The sequence below is a fragment of the Streptomyces sp. NPDC030021 genome, assembly GCF_055574035.1.
Genome location: NZ_JBVIAH010000007.1, coordinates 264,733 through 280,523, shown reverse-complemented (window position 1 = coordinate 280,523; position 15,791 = coordinate 264,733). Strand labels below are relative to the sequence as shown.

The window sequence follows — 15,791 nt, the reverse complement described above, 5'->3', positions numbered from 1 at the left end:
TGGTGGGCCGGGGGCCGGGGCTGTGGTCGGGGGTTCGCCCGGGTGCGCGGCCCGATCCGGCAATGCGGCGGGGCCGGGGGGTCCCGCCGCTTGCCCGGCGTCGGGCTTCGGGTCCGGGGCGGCGGGCAAGCGGGTCCGGGCGCCCGGTCCTGGCTGTGGCGTCGGGGTCGGGAGTTCGGCGGGCGGCCGGGGGGCTTCCGCGACCGGGGCCGGAGGCCAGGTGGCCTGGATGGCGGGCCAGGACTGGGGCTCGTCGGCCGTGGAGCGCGGTGGGAGCTGCGCCAGGTCGTCGAGGAGGCGGGCGGCCAGTGCGCGCAGTTCCGGCGGGGCCGGGGTGGGGGAGGACCCGGCGCGTTCGGGGGCGGGGTGGCCACCCGCCGCGAGCCAGGCCCGGAGGGCGGCGGCCGGGTCCCTGCCGTCCTCCGCGGCCTGGCGCAGCTCGTGCCCGACGAGGTCCTCGGGCTGGGCCCAGGTCAGCCGGACCGCCGTCATCGGGGGTCCGCGATCGCGGTGAAGGCCGACTCGTGGGACCGGCGGCGGGAGCGGTCGAGGGCGAAGATCTCCCGGGCCACCGCGGTCAGCGCCTCGGCCGGGGCGTGCAGGTCGAGGCGGCTGGCCTCGGCGACCTGCTTGGCCCAGGCGGCCGGGACCGCGGCCTCGCCGCCCAGGGCCCCGGCGATCGCCCCCGCCATGGTGGCGATGGAGTCGCAGTCCCGGCCGTAGTTGACCGCGCCGAGCACCGCGGTCTCGTACCGTCCGTCCGCGACGAGCAGCATCCCCAGTGCGACCGGGAGTTCCTCGATGGCGTGCAGGCGGGAGGGACGGCGGGCGCCGAGCGACGGGTTGCGGTAGTCCGGGCCGACCGAGTCGTACGGGGTCACCGCCGCCCGCAGCGGGGCCAGCGCCGACTCGAAGTCCCGATGGCCGGCGGCCACTTCGCGGACGGCCGCGATCGCGTCGCGCGTGCCGTCCTTGGCCAGGGACAGGGTCGTGTCCACCACCGAGGCGGCCGTCGCCCCCGGCACGCACGCGGCGGCCACCGCCGCCGCGAACACGCCCGCCGCCTCCCGTCCGTACGAGGACTGGTGCGCACCGGCGATGTCCAGCGCCTCCGCGTACGCGCCCGCCGGATTGCCCGCGTTGGCGATGCCCACCGGCGCCATGTACATCGCCGCGCCGCAGTTGACGATGTTGCCGGTGCCGGCCTCGCGGGGGTCGGCGTGCGCGTAGTGCAGCCGGGTCACGATCCACTTCTCGGCGAGGAAGATCCGCTGCAACGGCAGTGCCTCGGCCTCCAGTTCCGGGATCCAGCGGGGCGTGGACATCAGGTCTGGGACCAGGTGCTCGGCGATCGCGTAGGCGTCGAGGTGGTCCCGTACGGCCTCGTAGACCCGTACCAGTGCGTGCGTCATCAGGGTGTCGTCCGTGACGTGCCCGTCGCCCTTGTGGTACGGCGCGATGGGGCGGGCCGTGCGCCAGTCCTCGTGCCAGGGGCCGACGATGCCGTGCACGCGTCCGCCGTGCCGTTCCACGATCTGGTCCGGGGTCCAGCCCTCCACCGGGCCGCCGAGCGCGTCGCCGACGGCGGCCCCGACGAGAGCGCCGCGGGCCCGGTCCTCCAACGTGAGCGTCATGTCCGAATCATCCCTTGGGTGAGGTGAGTTCCGTGGCCGCGAGGAGTGCGGCGAGTTCCACGAGGTCGGTGCCGGCGAGGCGCGGGAGCGCGCAGCCGGAGAGGGTGCGGCAGGCCTCGCGCCAGGCGGCGGGGATCGAGTCGCCGCCGCCGAGGACGCCGGTCAGCGCGCCGGCCAGGGCGGGGGCGGAGTCCGCGACGCGGGACAGGCAGGCGGCGGCCGGGACCGCCTCGGTCATCCTGCCGCGGGCGGCGGTGGCGAGGGCGAGGGCCACGGGGACGGTCTCGGCGGCGGCGATCCCGTAGCTGTAGACGTGGTCGACGATCTCGTGTTCGAGGGTGGGGACGATGGCGAAGGCGCCGCCGTCCTTGTGGGTACGGGCGAGGCGGACCGCGTGCCGGGCGTTGCGGCCGATCTCGGTGGCCTCGGGGAGCTGGGCGAGGGCGGCGTCCACGGCGGCGTCGACGTCGGAGGTGGTGAGGGCGGTGGCGATGGCGGCGGCCATGGCGCGGGCGCCGTGCACCCCGTCGCCGTCCTGGGTGTAGCGGGCGTCGAACTCGGCGAGGTCGGCCGCCGCGCGGGCGTCGCCTGGATGCACGACGGCGAGGACGCAGGCGCGGATGCAGGCGGCGTCGTCGAAGTAGTGCGGGTTGTCGTGGCCGGTGGCGGGCGGGCGCAGGCCGGTGGCGAGATTGCCGAGGCCGGCGCGGACGGAGATCCGGGCGCGGAGGGGCAGGACGGCGGACTCGACCTCGGGCGCGCGTTCCGCTGCCGCGGCGACCTCGGAGGCGAGCGCGTTCCACGCGAGGTCGATGGCGGCGCGCATGCGGCGGGACCGGGAGAGGTCGCTGAGCAGCACACCGGCGGCGGTGAGTACGGACTCGGCGACGAAGGCGGCCCATTCGGCGTCGTCGGAGGGGCCGAGGCGAAGGGGTTCGGGGGGCTGGTTGAGGGCGATGGGGACGGGGAGGGTGGTGGTGGCGTTCTGCTCGGCGAAGGTGTCGAGCTCGCGGGTGAGACGGCGGGTCCACTCGGGCATCCGGCTGGCGCGGTGGCGGGCGGCGGGCCACCCGGCCGCGTCGCCTGCGGCGAGCCCGAGGAGGAGACCCTCGATGGGCCGCTTCCCCGCCGGGCCCCCTGCCGGTCCCCCTGCGGGGAGCTCGGCAGGACGTTCCGGGGTCCGGACCACGGCCACGGCCACGGCCCTGGTCCCGGTCCGGGTCCCGGACGCCGTCTCGGCCCCGGTCGTGCCTGTGGCTGTGGCCGTACGGGTCCGCGCCAGGGCGGGGTCGGCCGTGCCTGCGGCATTCTGCCCGACCCGGACCGCGGTCCCGGCCCCGGGACCGCCGGCTCCGGCCACGCTCCCGGTCCCGAGTGTGCCCGCGGCGTGCTGCCCGGTGCGGACCACGATGCGGGATCCCGCCGTGGGAGCGGGGGCGAGGACGCTTCCCACCCCGCCGCCCTCCGCACCCGAGGGCAGTGCCGGCGCTGTGCGCGGTGGCATTCCGGCCGGGGCGACTCCGCCCGGGGCCGCGTGCCCCGGATCCGGCGCCAGGGCCGCCGACCCCGGGGTCAGGCCTCCGGACCGCCGCTCCGGCTGAGCCGGACCCGACCCCGTGACCAGGTCTGCGACGGCCGGGGCATGACCGGCCGGGGTCAGGCTCCCGGGCCTCCGCTCGGCCGGGGCCGGTGGCGCACCCGTACCCGGGGGCAGGGGGCCCGGGCCCCGGTCCGGCGGGGTGGTGGTGGTCGGGTCGTCCGGGGAGAGGGTCATCGGGCGGCCTCGCATTCCGGGGTGAGGAGGTCCGCGATGTCCAGGACGTGGTAGCCCCGCATCGAGGGGAGGCAGCTGCCGCGGACCGGGCCGATGGCCGAGGACCAGGCGGCGGGGATCGCGGCGGCGCCCGACAGCGCGCCGGCCAGGGCGCCCGCCACCGCCGCGGTGGTGTCGGCGTCGCGGCCCATGTTCACGGCGGTGAGGACGGAGGACGGGAAGTCGCCCCGGCAGGCGGCGAAGGCGCCGAAGGCCAGGCCCACCGCCTCCGGGGCCAGGTCGGTCCACGGGTAGCCGCCGATGACCACCGCCGAGCGCACCGCCCGTTCGCCGCGCGGGGCGGCGGTGACCGCCCGGCGCAGGGAGCGGGCCGTCCAGGAGTCGGACGGGATGACGGACAGGGCCGCCGAGATCACCGACGCGGGGGAGCCGCCCGCCATGGCCGCGGCCACGCCCGCCGCGACCGCCTGGCCGCCGTAGATGCCCTCGCCGTCGTGGCTGACCGAGCCGTCGATGGCGACGAGCCGGGCCGCTTCCGCGGGCCGGCCCGCGGCGAACACGCCGAACGGCGCGGCCCGCATGGCCAGGCCGTCCGACCACGCGTGCCGGTGCTGGGCGGAGATGGGCGCGGCCAGGCCCCGGCGGAGGTTCTCCAGGGTGCCGCGCTCCGAGAACCCGGCGCCCCGGAACGGGCCTTCGTCGAGGTCGGCGATCCAGTGGTGCCAGGCCCGCTCCACGTGGGAGACGGTGAGCGCCGAGCCGTGGCGGGCCAGCAGCAGCCCCGAGAAGATCGCGTACTCGGTGTCGTCCGTGCCCGCCGGGTCCTCCGACACGAAACCCTCGATGCGGCCCCACTTCGCCCGGATCTCCGACGGCTTCATGTTCTCCGCGGGGGCGCCCAGCGCATCGCCGACGGCGAGTCCGAGAAGAGCGCCCCTGGCCCGTTCGAGGAGGACCTGCGGATTGCATGCAATCAGCTTCATCGGCTCCATGGCGCGCCTCTCCCACATTGGATGGGGCTCATCATGAGCCCTTGGGGGATTTGTGCCATGGCATGTGGTTTGTCGCTCGTCGCGAAACACCCCGCGAACACCCCCGTCACCCGGTCGCCGACCCGCAAAAGTCCAGGTAAGTACGGCCTTCCTTGCTGGCGGGCGGCAGAAATCGTGCGTAGTTTCGAGGTGTTCAGGGGGAGCGGGGCGCGTTGTGGCGTCCGATCGCACATTTGGGGAGATTCCACGCATGTCCATCATCGACATCGAAGCACCGCTGCACACCGCGCACCGTGACAACCACACCCACCGCGACGTCAACGGCGGATGGCTGAGGCCGGCCGTCTTCGGCGCCATGGACGGGCTCGTCTCGAACCTCGCCCTGATGACCGGTGTGGCCGGCGGCGCCGTCGCCCCGCAGACCGTCGTCATCACCGGACTGGCGGGTCTCGCGGCCGGTGCCTTCTCGATGGCGGCCGGTGAATACACCTCCGTCGCCTCGCAGCGCGAACTGGTCCTCGCCGAACTGGACGTGGAGCGCCAGCAGTTGCGCAAGCATCCGATCGACGAGATGGAGGAGCTCGCCGAGCTCTACGTCTCCCGCGGCGTCGAGCCGCCGCTCGCCCGCGAGGTCGCCATGCAGCTCTCGCGCGATCCCGAGCAGGCGCTGGAGATCCACGCCCGCGAGGAGCTCGGCATCGACCCCGACGACCTGCCCTCGCCGCTGGTCGCCGCGGTCTCGTCGTTCGGTTCGTTCGCGCTGGGCGCGCTGCTCCCCGTGCTGCCGTACCTGCTCGGCGCCACCGCCCTGTGGCCCGCGGTGCTGCTCGCGCTGGCCGGGCTCTTCGCCTGCGGTGCGGTCGTCTCCCGGGTCACCGCGCGGTCCTGGTGGTACAGCGGCGTGCGCCAGCTGGTCCTGGGCGGCGCGGCCGCCGGTGTGACGTACATCCTGGGAACCTGGATCGGCGGAGCCATAGGCTGACCGCGGCTGGAGTGAGACACTATGCAGTACGCAACATAAGTAGTCCGTTACCCGGCGGTTTCGAATCCGTGTCCGCCGGGAATCACACCAGGGCTCCGGGCAACGATGCCCGCCACGCACCGGGACCTCCGCCTCGCGCGATACCTCCGTAGAGCGCCGCGAAAGTCCCCTCTTTCTGCCTCGTGCAGTCCGCATGCTGGAATGGCGTATCCGCTTCTCGGGATTGTCGTCATCATGTAATCTGCACGAAATTTCGCAGAGGGCCAACGTCGTCCCTCGGCTATGTACATATGCCACGACGACGACGGGAGAGCCGATGCGTTCCGCATCCACGCACTCCGCGACCGGCCCCAGCACCACCGCCTGGTCGCCCATGGACGGTCGCCCCGCCCAGCAGGGCATGTACGACCCGCGCAACGAGAAGGACGCCTGTGGCGTCGGATTCGTGGCGAACCTCACCGGCGAGGCCACCCACACACTCGTTGAGCAGGCCCTGACCGTATTGCGGAACCTCGAGCACCGCGGCGCGACCGGCTCCGAGCCGGACTCGGGCGACGGCGCCGGAATCCTCAGCCAGGTCCCCGACGCGTTCCTGCGCGAGGTGGCCGGCTTCGAGCTCCCCGCGGCGGGCGGCTACGCCGTCGGTATCGCCTTCCTCCCCGCCGACGGCACCGCACAGGCCGTCGCCGTGGAGCAGATCGAGGCCATCGCCGCCGAGGAGAACCTCACGGTCCTCGGCTGGCGCGAGGTCCCGGTCACCCCGGACCTGCTCGGCAACGGCGCCCGCGCCACCATGCCGGCCTTCTCCCAGCTCTTCGTGACCGGGGGTACCTCCCGGACGGAGTCTGGGGGCGAGAGCACGGGCATCGAGCTGGACCGCAAGGCCTTCGTGCTGCGCAAGCGCGCCGAGCGCGAGGCCGGTGTCTACTTCCCGTCGCTCTCCGCCCGCACCATCGTCTACAAGGGCATGCTGACCACCGGCCAGCTGGAGCCCTTCTTCCCGGACCTCTCCGACCGCCGCTTCGCCTCGGCCGTCGCCCTGGTCCACTCGCGCTTCTCCACGAACACCTTCCCGTCGTGGCCGCTCGCCCACCCGTACCGCTTCGTCGCGCACAACGGCGAGATCAACACGGTCAAGGGCAACCGCAACTGGATGAAGGCCCGCGAGTCCCAGCTGGCCTCCGAGGCCTTCGGTGACGGCGTGCTGGACCGGATCTTCCCGATCTGCACCCCGGACGCCTCCGACTCGGCCTCCTTCGACGAGGTCCTGGAGCTGCTCCACCTCGGCGGCCGCTCCCTCCCGCACAGCGTGCTGATGATGATCCCGGAGGCGTGGGAGAACCACACCTCCATGGACCCGGCCCGCCGCGCGTTCTACAAGTACCACTCGACGCAGATGGAGCCCTGGGACGGCCCGGCCTGCGTCACCTTCACCGACGGCACCCAGGTCGGCGCGGTCCTCGACCGCAACGGTCTGCGCCCCGGCCGCTACTGGGTCACCGACGACGGCCTCGTCGTCCTCGGCTCCGAGGTCGGCGTGCTCGACATCGACCCGGCCAAGGTCGTCCGCAAGGGCCGCCTGCAGCCCGGCAAGATGTTCCTCGTCGACACCGCCCAGAAGCGGATCATCGAGGACGACGAGATCAAGAACGAGCTGGCCGCCGCCGCCCCCTACGCGGAGTGGCTGGAGACCGGCGAGATCGAGCTCTCGGACCTGCCCGAGCGCGAGCACATCGTGCACACCCACGCCTCGGTCACCCGCCGCCAGCAGACCTTCGGCTACACCGAGGAAGAGCTGCGCGTCATCCTCGCGCCGATGGCCCGTACCGCCGGCGAGCCGCTCGGCTCCATGGGTACGGACTCCCCGATCGCGGCCCTGTCCGAGCGCCCCCGGCTGCTCTTCGACTACTTCACCCAGCTCTTCGCGCAGGTCACCAACCCGCCGCTGGACGCCATCCGCGAGGAGCTCGTCACCTCGCTGCTGTCCTCGCTCGGCCCGCAGGGCAACCTGCTGGAGTCGACCGCCGCGTCCTGCCGCAGCGTCACCCTGCCCTTCCCGGTGATCGACAACGACGAGCTGGCCAAGCTCATCCACATCAACGCCGACGGCGACATGCCCGGCATGAAGGCCGCCACGCTCTCCGGCCTCTACCGGGTCTCCGGCGGCGGCGAGGCCCTGGCCGCCCGGATCGAGCAGATCCGCGCCGAGGCCGACGCGGCCATCGCCAACGGCGCCCGCCTGATCGTCCTCTCGGACCGCCACTCGGACGCCGAGCACGCGCCGATCCCGTCGCTGCTGCTCACCTCCGCCGTGCACCACCACCTCATCGCCACCAAGCAGCGCACCCAGGTGGGTCTGCTGGTCGAGGCCGGTGACGTCCGCGAGGTCCACCACGTCGCCCTGCTCATCGGCTACGGCGCGGCCGCGGTCAACCCGTACCTCGCCATGGAGTCCGTCGAGGACCTGCTGCGCGCCGGTACCTTCCTGTCCGGCCTGGAGCCGGAGCAGGCCATCAAGAACCTGATCTACGCGCTCGGCAAGGGCGTCCTGAAGGTCATGTCCAAGATGGGCATCTCCACCGTCGCCTCCTACCGCGGCGCCCAGGTCTTCGAGGCCGTCGGCCTGAACGACGAGTTCGTCGAGACCTACTTCAACGGCACCGCCACCAAGATCGGCGGCGCCGGCCTGGACGTCATCGCCAAGGAGGTGGCCGCGCGCCACGCCAAGGCGTACCCCGTCTCCGGCATCGCGGCCACGCACCGCGCGCTGGAGATCGGCGGCGAGTACCAGTGGCGCCGCGAGGGCGAGCCGCACCTGTTCGACCCGGAGACGGTCTTCCGCCTCCAGCACGCCACCCGCAACCGCCGGTACGACATCTTCAAGCAGTACACGGCCCGGGTGAACGAGCAGTCCGAGCGCCTGATGACGCTCCGCGGCCTGTTCGGCTTCAAGTCGGACCGCGAAGCCATCTCCATCGACGAGGTCGAGTCGGTCGCCGACATCGTCAAGCGCTTCTCCACCGGCGCCATGTCGTACGGCTCCATCTCCAAGGAGGCGCACGAGACCCTCGCCATCGCCATGAACCAGCTGGGCGCCAAGTCCAACACCGGTGAGGGCGGCGAGGACCCGGACCGCCTGTACGACCCGGCCCGGCGCTCGTCCATCAAGCAGGTCGCCTCCGGCCGCTTCGGCGTGACCTCGGAGTACCTGGTCAACGCGGACGACATCCAGATCAAGATGGCGCAGGGCGCCAAGCCCGGCGAGGGCGGCCAGCTGCCCGGCCACAAGGTGTACCCGTGGGTCGCCAAGACCCGCCACTCCACCCCGGGCGTCGGCCTGATCTCCCCGCCGCCGCACCACGACATCTACTCCATCGAGGACCTGGCTCAGCTGATCCACGACCTCAAGAACGCCAACCCGGTCGCCCGCATCCACGTGAAGCTGGTCTCCGAGGTCGGCGTGGGCACGGTCGCCGCAGGTGTCTCCAAGGCCCACGCGGACGTCGTCCTCATCTCCGGCCACGATGGCGGAACGGGCGCCTCCCCGCTCACCTCGCTCAAGCACGCGGGCGGCCCCTGGGAGCTCGGCCTCGCCGAGACCCAGCAGACCCTGCTGCTCAACGGGCTGCGCGACCGCATCGTCGTCCAGACGGACGGCCAGCTCAAGACCGGCCGCGACGTGGTCATCGCCGCGCTGCTCGGCGCCGAGGAGTTCGGTTTCGCGACCGCGCCGCTCGTCGTCTCCGGCTGCGTCATGATGCGCGTCTGCCACCTGGACACCTGCCCGGTCGGCATCGCCACCCAGAACCCGGTCCTGCGCGACCGTTTCTCCGGCAAGCCCGAGTTCGTCGTCAACTTCTTCGAGTACATCGCGGAGGAGGTGCGCGAGATCCTCGCCGAGCTGGGCTTCCGCACGATCGAGGAGGCCGTCGGCCACGCCGAGCTCCTCGACACCACCAAGGCCGTCACGCACTGGAAGGCGCAGGGTCTCGACCTGGAGCCGCTCTTCTACGTGCCGGAGCTGCCCGAGGGCGCGGTCCGCCACGCCCTGATCGAGCAGGACCACGGTCTGGAGAAGGCCCTCGACAACGAGCTGATCGAGCTCGCCGCCGACGCGCTGAACGCCGAGACCGCCGAGGCGGCCCAGCCGGTCCGCGCCCAGGTCGCGATCCGCAACATCAACCGGACCGTCGGCACCATGCTCGGCCACCACGTCACCAAGAAGTTCGGTGGCGCGGGCCTGCCCGACAACACCATCGACCTGACCTTCACCGGCAGCGCCGGCCAGTCCTTCGGCGCCTTCGTGCCGAAGGGCGTCACCCTCCGCCTGGAGGGCGACGCCAACGACTACGTCGGCAAGGGTCTCTCCGGTGGCCGCATCGTGGTCCGCCCGGACCGCGGCGCAGACCACCTCGCCGAGTACTCCACCATCGCCGGCAACACCATCGGCTACGGAGCCACCGGCGGCGAGATGTTCCTGCGCGGCCGCACCGGCGAGCGCTTCTGCGTCCGCAACTCGGGTGCGCTGGTCGTCTCGGAGGGCGTGGGCGACCACGGCTGCGAGTACATGACCGGTGGCCGCGCGGTCGTCCTGGGCGAGACGGGCCGCAACTTCGCGGCCGGCATGTCGGGCGGCGTCGCGTACGTCATCGACCTCGACCCGCACAACGTCAACGTCGGCAACGCGGGCGCGGTCGAGACCGTCCTGTCCGACACCGACAAGCAGTGGCTGCACGATGTGGTGCGCCGCCACGAGGAGGAGACCGGCTCGACCGTGGCCGCGAAGCTCCTGGCTGACTGGTCCGTCGCGGTGGACCGCTTCAGCAAGATCATCCCCACCACGTACAAGGCAGTGCTCGCCGCCAAGGACGCCGCTGAGCTCGCCGGACTCTCGGAATCCGAGACCACGGAGAAGATGATGGAGGCGGCGACCCATGGCTGACCCGAAGGGCTTCCTCACCACCCCGCGCGAGACCGCCTGCACCCGTCCCGTCGCCGATCGGCTGCAGGACTGGAACGAGGTCTACGTTCCGGGCTCCCTGCTCCCGATCATCAGCAAGCAGGCCGGCCGCTGCATGGACTGCGGCATCCCGTTCTGCCACAACGGGTGCCCGCTCGGGAACCTGATCCCGGAGTGGAACGACTTCTCGTACCGCGAGGACTGGACCGCCGCGTCGGAGCGCCTGCACGCGACGAACAACTTCCCGGAGTTCACTGGGCGGCTGTGCCCGGCCCCCTGCGAGTCGGCGTGCGTGCTCGGCATCAACCAGCCCGCCGTGACCATCAAGAACGTCGAAGTCTCGATCATCGACAAGGCGTGGGACAACGGCGACGTCACCCCGCAGGCGCCGGAGCGGCTGTCCGGCAAGACGGCCGCCGTCATCGGCTCGGGCCCGGCGGGTCTCGCCGCCGCCCAGCAGCTGACCCGGGCCGGCCACACCGTGGTCGTGTACGAGCGCGCGGACCGCATCGGCGGCCTGCTGCGCTACGGCATCCCCGAGTTCAAGATGGAGAAGGTGCACATCAACCGCCGCATCGAGCAGATGCGCGCGGAGGGCACCAAGTTCCGCACCGGCATCGAGGTCGGCCGCGACATCACCGCCACCGACCTGCGCAAGCGGTTCGACGCGGTGGTCATCGCGGCGGGCGCGACCGTCTCCCGCGACCTGCCGGTCCCGGGCCGCGAGCTGAACGGCATCCACTTCGCCATGGAGTACCTGCCGCTCGCCAACAAGGTCCAGGAGGGCGACTTCATGGCGCCCCCCATCACGGCCGAGGGCAAGCACGTGGTCGTCATCGGCGGTGGCGACACCGGCGCGGACTGCGTGGGCACCGCCCACCGCCAGGGCGCGGCCTCGGTCACGCAGCTGGAGATCATGCCCAAGCCGGGCGAGGACCGGAACGCCAACCAGCCCTGGCCGACCTTCCCGATGCTCTACAAGGTCACCTCGGCCCACGAGGAGGGCGGCGAGCGGGTCTACTCCGTCTCCACCACCCACTTCGAGGGCGACGAGGACGGCAACGTCCAGGCCCTCCACCTGATCGAGGTCGCCTTCGAGGGCGGCAAGCTCGTCCAGAAGCCCGGCACCGAGCGCGTCCTCCCCGCGCAGCTGGTCACCCTGGCGATGGGCTTCACGGGCACCGACCAGGAGAACGGCCTGGTCCAGCAGTTCGGCCTGGAGCTGGACCCGCGCGGCAACATCGACCGCGACGCCTCCTACGCGACCAACGTGGACGGCGTCTTCGTCGCCGGCGACGCGGGCCGCGGCCAGTCGCTGATCGTCTGGGCCATCGCGGAAGGCCGCTCGGCCGCCCGCGGCGTGGACCGCTTCCTGACCGGCAGCAGCACCCTCCCGTACCCGGTCAAGCCGACGGATCGTTCTCTGACCGTGTAGCCCTTCTCAACGCCGCGCTCGCACCGCTCGGCCGCAGGCGGCCTCCCGGGCTTCGCCCGGCTGCGCCGGCCTCCGGCCGTCGGTGCGGGACCGCGCGACCTGCAGCACCCCCGCCTCGCGAAGGGCGGGACCCCTCATACGGTCCGTACAACGGCGTACGGAACTCCCGACACAGCGCCCGCCACGTCCCCGACCAGGGGTGGCGGGCGCTGTGGCGTATTCGGGGTTACTCGGGCTGGACGACGGTGGCGCCCCAGCGGGTGGACGGGGCCGAGGCCGTCACCCAGGCACCGAAGCCGCCCTGGAGGCCGGTGCCGAGGGGGACGGTGACGCGCGCCGGGTCGGTCTCGGGGCAGTCGACCGTGAAGGGGGCCAGGTCGCGGTCCGGGTGCTCGTTGAGGTGGAAGGCCACCTCTATGCTGCCGCCGCCCGCGCAGCCGAAGGTGATGAACGTGTCCAGCCGGGACGAGAGGCCGCCCGAGACGAAGCCGCTGGAGCCGGCCTGCTCGGGTATCCAGATCAGCCCGTCGGGCCCCGGATAGCCGACGATCTCGCCCCCCGCCGAGGCCTGGGCCGTGCCGGCCGCAACCGTCAGCGTGAGTGCCGCGGCCAGCGTGACGATCGCTGCGGCCTTGCCGCGCCCGTGTGCCTGCTTCATGTGGTCCCCCGTGGTGTCTTCGGTTCCGACTGACACCGATCACGTTAACCAGCGGCACTGACAGTGGCCTGTGGCGTTGGGTAGTCGTATCAATCCGTTCCGATGTTTCGCCGACTTGGTCGGGACTACGCTTTTCGCGGATCAACGGGGAGTGCGGAAGCGGGGAGTTGGCTCGTGGCCAAGCAGAAGGATCTGAGTGGGGCGCAGACGCCGGAGGAGTTCGCCCGCGAGGAGCTGCGGCGCCACCGGGAAGCGGCCGGGCTGACCCAGGAGGGTCTGGGCGAGCGGATCTTCACGAGCGGCACGTATGTCGGGCAGATGGAGTGCGGCACGCGGCGGCTGCGGCCGGAGATCGCGGAGCTGATCGACAAGGTGTTCGACACCGGGGACTACTTCACTCGCCTGGCCAGGGCGTTCAAGTCGAAGCATGTTGAGTACTTCGCCGAAGCGGCTGAGTTGGAACGTCTGGCGACGGCCATCTTTGACTACGGCCCCACGCTCGTTCCCGGGCTGCTCCAGACAGCGGACTATGCGCGCGCCGTGATTCGGGCCGCTAGTCCCACCGGTCCGGCGGACCGTGTCGATTCCCTGATCGCGGCTCGCATGGAGCGTGCCCGAATTCTTGACGACCCAGATACCCCCGAATTGTGGGTTGTTCTGCATGAAGCCGTACTGCGTACGGCAGTCGGCGGGCACGCTGTGATGGCTGCCCAGCTGCGGCACGTCTCCTCCTGCATTCGCGCGCATCGGATCACCGTCCAGGTGGTGCCATTTGCGGCGGGTGCCCACGGTGCTCTGGGGGCGTATGTGCGCATCATGCAGTTCGCCGACGCACCCGACGCGGCTTACACGGAGGGCCCGCACGCAGGGCAGTTGCTCGACTGCCCGGCACTGGTTCGGCGTCACTGGAGGTCTTACGATCTTGCTAGGGCTGCCGCGCTGTCGCCGGAGGCATCCCTGGCCTTGATCGAGTCAGTGGCGGAGGAGCACGCAAAATGCGGGTAGACGTGAACGGCCTGTCCTGGCGGACGTCCTCCTACACCAACGGGGAGGGCGGCGAATGTGTCGAGGTCTCCGACGATCTGCCCGGCGTCGTCCCCGTCCGGGACACCAAGCTCGCAGGCGCCGGCCCGGTGCTGGTGTTCCCGGCCGCCGCGTGGGCGCCGTTCATCCGGGCCGTGAAGGGTCGAGCCTGATCTCGTAGCGCAGCTGCTGGCGCCCGGCCGGCATGAGCATCACGTCCGCCTGGACGGGGCGGTCCGCCGCGTCGTAGGTGGTGCGGGCCAGGCGGAGCACCGGTTCGCCCGCGCCGAGGCGCAGTTGCTCGCGCTCCTCGTCCAGCGGCACCAGCGCCGTCACGTCCTCGACGACCCGGACCCCGATGTGCCCGAGGGCGGCCAGCAGCGTCACGGCGCCGCCGCGGATCTTCGCCGTGCCGGCCAGTGGGGTTCCCGCGGCGATGTCCGGCGGATAGTAGGTGTCCGTCAACTCCGTCGGCTCGCCATCGAGTTCGATGACCCTGCTGCGTACCACGACCGTACTTCCGGCCGCCAGGCCGAGCATGGCGGCGACGGCGGCGGGGGCTGCGGTCTTTCCTGCGTGCAGGATGCGCTGACTGCCCCGCCGCCCGGCCTCCGCGGCCTCCTCCGTCCAGGCGTCCGCCGCGCCGGGCGGGCGCGCGGTCAGATACGGCAGCGACTTACTGGTCCACTCCATGCCCGCCACGGTACGTGCGTTCCGGGCCGTAGGGCGCGCCGTCGGCGAGGGCGGCGACCTCGCGTACCGCTGTGGCGACGGCCGGGGCGTCCCTCCTCAGGATCGCGCCGTGGTTGCTGGGGACCTTCGCGCTGAGCTGGATGTTCGGCTTGCGCGCGAACACCGGGTCGAGGCCCGCGCGGATGCGTTCCTGTTCGTCGCCCTTGCTCCCGAAGGACGTTCCCGAAGCCAGTACGTACCGCACCGGGACGGTGATGTTGTCCAGTACGGGGCCCAGTTCGCGCTCGCGGGCGAGCCGGCCGACCTCGATGTTGCTGTTGGCCATCTCTTCGGCGGTCATCCGCGGGGTCAGGCCCGTCGGGCGAAGCAGTGGCATCAGCGGGCCCATCCGCTTGAAGAACCTGCGGATCCCCTGCTCCATCTCCTCGGTGAGCCAGTCGTACGGTTGCGCGCCGTCCACCAGGACCGCACCGAGGGCACGGTCCGGATTGCGGCTCGCCCAGTGGGCGCCGACGAACGCCCCGTAGGACCAGCCCACCACCAGCGCCCGGTCCACGTCCCTGGCCGCGAGCACGGCGTCGACGTCCCGGACGGCCGCCTCGAAGGAGTAGTCGGCCGAGCGCTTCGACTTCCTGCCGCGGGCCCGCTCGTCGTAGGTGATGTGCCGCCACTCGGGTCCCAGGTCGGCGATGACCCGCCGCCAGTACCCCTGGGTGGCGAAGTGGCCGTTGAGGTAGACCACGGGTGTGCCGGGTCCGCCGGTGTCGGTGACGGCCAGGGCCGTGTCGTCGACCGGCACCATGCCGGTCCATAACGCAGTCATGCCGTGTCCCCTGCCGTGTCCCCGGCCTCCTCGGCCTCCTCGGCGCGGGTGAGGGCTTCGGCCAGTTGCTTCTTCGCGCGGGCGGGGACGTAGCCGCCCTCCGAGTAGTTCTCGGCGAACGCGTCGGCGAACTCCACCGGGTCCTCCCCGACGATCTCGCGTATCGGGGTGCCGTCCGCCGCGGCCTGCTCGAAGAGGTCGGCGAGGTCTTCGAACATCGACGCGTTGCTGTCGCCGTCGGCCGGGACGAAGTGCATCAGGTACCGCTCGATCGCCTCGACCGCCGTGCGCCGGCTCTCGGGGAGCCCCTTGACGCGCGCCTTGTACGCCCTCCAGCGCTTCTTCGGGCCGATCACCTTCGCGATGAAACCGCTCTTCTCACCATCGGACATGGCTACTTTCCCCCTTCGCGGAGCTGGTCCAGTCGTTCCGTGAGGAAGCTCCAGGTCCTCCAGAACTCTTCGAGGTACTCCCGGCCCTCGGCGTTGAGGGAGTACACCTTGCGCGGGGGCCCCTTCTCGGAAGGGACCTTCTCCACGTCGACGAGACCGCGCTTCTCGACCCTGATGAGCAGCGCGTAGACGGTCCCTTCGGCGATGTCGGAGAACCCCTGCTCCCGCAGCCATGCCGTGATCTCGTAGCCGTACGCGGGCCGGCCGGACAGGGTCGCGAGGACGATGCCCTCCAGCGTGCCCTTGAGCATTTCCGTCAGCAGTTTGGGCATGGAACACCTCCTCCCTGAGCTATTCGGTGTTGCTGAGTACTGGTACACCGTAACGCTGACTACCGGTACCTAGCAAGGCCGAATAGCCCGGAG

The 15,791-nt window shown here is 71.9% G+C and carries 13 protein-coding genes; 5 read left to right on the top strand and 8 right to left on the bottom strand.

Going from position 1 to position 15,791, the window contains the following annotated elements:
• Window positions 1-488 precede the first annotated feature (488 nt).
• The 3 genes from ACZ4YL_RS16615 to ACZ4YL_RS16605 form a co-directional block, all read right to left on the bottom strand.
• A complete protein-coding gene (locus tag ACZ4YL_RS16615) occupies window positions 489-1,634 on the bottom strand; it encodes an ADP-ribosylglycohydrolase family protein (RefSeq protein WP_468117129.1) in 1,146 nt (381 codons plus the stop codon).
• Window positions 1,635-1,641: 7 nt separating this feature from the next.
• Window positions 1,642-3,138: an ADP-ribosylglycohydrolase family protein gene (locus ACZ4YL_RS16610; RefSeq protein WP_468117283.1), complete on the bottom strand. Its 1,497-nt coding sequence runs from the start codon at window positions 3,136-3,138 to the stop codon at window positions 1,642-1,644.
• Window positions 3,139-3,404: 266 nt separating this feature from the next.
• Window positions 3,405-4,391 carry an ADP-ribosylglycohydrolase family protein gene (locus tag ACZ4YL_RS16605; protein ID WP_301371725.1) on the bottom strand — a complete coding sequence of 329 codons (987 nt, stop codon included), beginning with the start codon at window positions 4,389-4,391 and terminating at the stop codon, window positions 3,405-3,407.
• A 259-nt stretch (window positions 4,392-4,650) separates the two neighbouring features.
• Between ACZ4YL_RS16605 and ACZ4YL_RS16600 the strand changes: the two genes are divergently transcribed.
• The 3 genes from ACZ4YL_RS16600 to ACZ4YL_RS16590 all read left to right on the top strand — a co-directional run bounded on the left by ACZ4YL_RS16600 (window position 4,651) and on the right by ACZ4YL_RS16590 (window position 11,777).
• Window positions 4,651-5,382: a VIT1/CCC1 transporter family protein gene (locus ACZ4YL_RS16600; RefSeq protein ID WP_390172923.1), complete on the top strand. Its 732-nt coding sequence runs from the start codon at window positions 4,651-4,653 to the stop codon at window positions 5,380-5,382.
• 373 nt (window positions 5,383-5,755) lie between these two features.
• Window positions 5,756-10,324: a glutamate synthase large subunit gene (gltB, locus tag ACZ4YL_RS16595; RefSeq protein WP_468117281.1), complete on the top strand. Its 4,569-nt coding sequence runs from the start codon at window positions 5,756-5,758 to the stop codon at window positions 10,322-10,324.
• On the top strand, window positions 10,317-11,777 hold the full coding sequence (locus ACZ4YL_RS16590; RefSeq protein ID WP_468117127.1) for a glutamate synthase subunit beta: 1,461 nt from the start codon (window positions 10,317-10,319) through the stop codon (window positions 11,775-11,777). Before gltB ends, ACZ4YL_RS16590 begins: the two co-directional genes overlap by 8 nt.
• Window positions 11,778-12,003: 226 nt before the next feature.
• On the opposite strand, the gene ACZ4YL_RS16585 is transcribed toward ACZ4YL_RS16590, so the two are convergent.
• The gene (locus ACZ4YL_RS16585) at window positions 12,004-12,435 is read right to left on the bottom strand and encodes a hypothetical protein (RefSeq protein ID WP_468117125.1); all 432 of its coding nucleotides are present in this window, start codon (window positions 12,433-12,435) and stop codon (window positions 12,004-12,006) included.
• Between the two features lie 174 nt (window positions 12,436-12,609).
• Here ACZ4YL_RS16585 and ACZ4YL_RS16580 point away from each other — a divergent pair, with 174 nt between their 5' ends.
• Complete coding sequence (locus ACZ4YL_RS16580) at window positions 12,610-13,440, top strand: helix-turn-helix domain-containing protein (RefSeq protein ID WP_468117124.1); 831 nt, start codon at window positions 12,610-12,612, stop codon at window positions 13,438-13,440.
• Window positions 13,431-13,631 carry a DUF397 domain-containing protein gene (locus ACZ4YL_RS16575; RefSeq protein WP_468117122.1) on the top strand — a complete coding sequence of 67 codons (201 nt, stop codon included), beginning with the start codon at window positions 13,431-13,433 and terminating at the stop codon, window positions 13,629-13,631. The genes ACZ4YL_RS16580 and ACZ4YL_RS16575 overlap by 10 nt, the downstream gene beginning before the upstream one ends.
• Here ACZ4YL_RS16575 and ACZ4YL_RS16570 read toward each other — a convergent pair.
• Genes ACZ4YL_RS16570 through ACZ4YL_RS16555 form a run of 4 tightly spaced genes read right to left on the bottom strand, consistent with a single transcriptional unit; the run spans window position 13,603 to window position 15,698 of the window.
• Window positions 13,603-14,151 (bottom strand): GntR family transcriptional regulator, encoded by a 549-nt coding sequence (locus ACZ4YL_RS16570; protein ID WP_468117120.1) that lies wholly within the window; start codon window positions 14,149-14,151, stop codon window positions 13,603-13,605. The genes ACZ4YL_RS16575 and ACZ4YL_RS16570 overlap by 29 nt on opposite strands.
• Window positions 14,135-14,974, bottom strand: coding sequence for an alpha/beta hydrolase (locus tag ACZ4YL_RS16565; protein ID WP_468117118.1), 840 nt, complete (start codon window positions 14,972-14,974; stop codon window positions 14,135-14,137). Before ACZ4YL_RS16565 ends, ACZ4YL_RS16570 begins: the two co-directional genes overlap by 17 nt.
• Window positions 14,971-15,366: a DUF1048 domain-containing protein gene (locus ACZ4YL_RS16560; protein ID WP_468117116.1), complete on the bottom strand. Its 396-nt coding sequence runs from the start codon at window positions 15,364-15,366 to the stop codon at window positions 14,971-14,973. Before ACZ4YL_RS16560 ends, ACZ4YL_RS16565 begins: the two co-directional genes overlap by 4 nt.
• A gap of 2 nt (window positions 15,367-15,368) precedes the next feature.
• Window positions 15,369-15,698, bottom strand: coding sequence for a PadR family transcriptional regulator (locus tag ACZ4YL_RS16555; protein ID WP_266597700.1), 330 nt, complete (start codon window positions 15,696-15,698; stop codon window positions 15,369-15,371).
• Between the last annotated feature and the right edge of the window lie 93 nt (window positions 15,699-15,791).